The organism is Acidovorax delafieldii 2AN (assembly GCF_000175235.1).
Lineage (GTDB): Bacteria > Pseudomonadota > Gammaproteobacteria > Burkholderiales > Burkholderiaceae_C > Acidovorax > Acidovorax delafieldii_B.
In genome coordinates, this window is record NZ_ACQT01000406.1 from 1 (window position 1) to 2141 (window position 2141).

General features: G+C 67.7%; 2 protein-coding genes. Both read left to right on the forward strand.

Annotated features, from left to right (window positions below):
• Nucleotides 1-709, forward strand: a 709-nt coding sequence (gene nadC / locus ACDELDRAFT_RS21610; RefSeq protein ID WP_005800590.1) for a carboxylating nicotinate-nucleotide diphosphorylase, incomplete at its 5' end; no start/stop codon positions are given.
• Nucleotides 706-1824, forward strand: coding sequence for a quinolinate synthase NadA (nadA, locus tag ACDELDRAFT_RS21615; RefSeq protein ID WP_005800592.1), 1119 nt, complete (start codon nt 706-708; stop codon nt 1822-1824). The genes nadC and nadA, both read left to right, overlap by 4 nt.
• Nucleotides 1825-2141 lie beyond the last annotated feature (317 nt).

Genomic DNA, 2141 nt, shown 5'->3' on the forward strand with positions numbered 1-2141 from the left:
CGCCGTGATCTGCGGCGCCCCTTGGGCCGAGGCCGCACTGCGCGCGCTGGACCCTTCGGTGCAGTTGAACTGGCGCGTGGCCGAGGGCCAGCGCTGCGCACCCGATCAGGTGGTGCTGGAGATCGAAGGCAATGCCCGCGCGCTGCTGAGCGCCGAGCGCACGGCGCTGAACTTCCTGCAACTGCTCTCCGCCGTGGCCACCAAGACGGCTGTTTACGTGGAGGCCGTGCGCGGCACGCGCGCCCACATCGTGGACACGCGCAAGACCATCCCCGGCCTGCGCCTGGCGCAGAAATACGCTGTGCGCGTGGGCGGAGGCACCAACCACCGTATCGGCTTGCACGACGCGGTGCTGATCAAGGAAAACCACATTGCCGCCGCCGGTGGCGTCACCGCCGTGCTGCGCGCCGCCGAGAGAGTGGCCGCGCGCGCGCAGTTCATCGAGATCGAGGTGGAAACGCTGGCGCAGCTGACCGAGGCGCTGGACGCTGGCGCCAAAATGGTGCTGCTGGACAACATGCCCCTGCCGATGCTGCACGAGGCCGTGCGCCTCAACGCAGGTCGGGCCATCCTCGAAATCTCGGGCGGCGTGACGCTGGAGAGCGTGCGCGCCCTTGCGGAAACCGGCGTGGACCGCATCTCCATCGGAACGCTGACCAAGGACGTGAAAGCGACCGATTTTTCCATGCGCCTCCAGGAGCTGCCATGAGCACCACCGTCCTCCTCAAGGAAGTCGATTACGAGCAGCCCGAGGGCGGCTCGGTCTGTTCCACCAAGCACGCCTGGGCGCGCGTGCCCGCCGAGCTCTCCAAGGACGAGCGCGCCGCGCTCAAGGACAAGATCCGCCGCCTGCTCAAGGAAAAGAACGCGGTGATGGTGTCGCACTACTACGTGCACCCTGACCTGCAGGACCTGGCCGAGGAAACCGGTGGCATCGTCAGCGATTCGCTGGAAATGGCGCGCTTCGGCCGCGATCACTCAGCGCAGACCTTGGTGGTGAGCGGCGTGCGCTTCATGGGCGAGACGGCCAAGATCCTCTCGCCCGAGAAGACCATCCTCATGCCCGACCTCGACGCCACCTGCTCGCTGGATCTGGGCTGCCCGATTGAAGAATTCAGCGCGTTTTGCGATGCCCACCCCGACCGCACCGTGGTGGTCTACGCCAACACCAGTGCCGCCGTGAAGGCGCGCGCCGACTGGCTGGTCACGTCGAGCTGCGCGCTCGACATCGTGCGCGCGCTCAAGGACCAGGGCCACAAGATCCTCTGGGCGCCCGACCGCCACCTGGGCGACTACATCCGCCGCGAGACCGGCGCCGACATGGTGTTCTGGAACGGCGCCTGCATCGTGCACGACGAGTTCAAGGCCTTCGAGCTGGAATCCCTGAAGAAGGACCACCCGAACGCCAAGGTGCTGGTGCACCCCGAAAGCCCGGCCGATGTGATCGCCCTGGCCGACGCTGTGGGCTCCACCTCGGCCATCCTCAAGGCCGCGCAGACCCTGGACGCCCGGGAGTTCATCGTCGCCACCGACAACGGCATGATGCACAAGCTGCGCACGCTCAACCCCGGCAAGGTGTTCTACGAGGCGCCCACCGCCGGCAACAGCGCCACCTGCAAGAGCTGCGCCCACTGCCCCTGGATGGCCATGAACGGCCTGGCCGGCGTGGCGCAGGTGCTGGAGACGGGTGGCAACGCCATCCACGTCGACCCGGCCATCATCCCGCGCGCGCGCCTTCCCATCGACCGCATGCTTGCCTTCACCGCGGCGCTGAAAAACGGCCAGCCCACCGCGGGGCTGGTGCCCCATATCGGCGCTGCGTGAGGCGGGGCATGGCGGCGGTGCGCATCTGTCCTCCGAGCCGCGATGACGCTAGCCCCTGCGGGGGCGATGCTTTCTCTGCACCGCCGCGCCGCTCGGTGGGCGCGGCTGCGGTGCGCACGCCGCAAGCGCCATTTTTTTGCAATTTTGCTCTCGTATCAATAGCTGAAAAATTCCAACCAACAAGCGCCACAGGCTGATTTGATGCTGGAAGCACTGATCGACTTCACCGACCCGCAGGACAGCGCGGCGCCGCGCCTGCGCTGCGCCTTTGCGGCGCCGCGCCAGGTGCTGGCGGCGCACGCGCCGGGCGAGGTGGG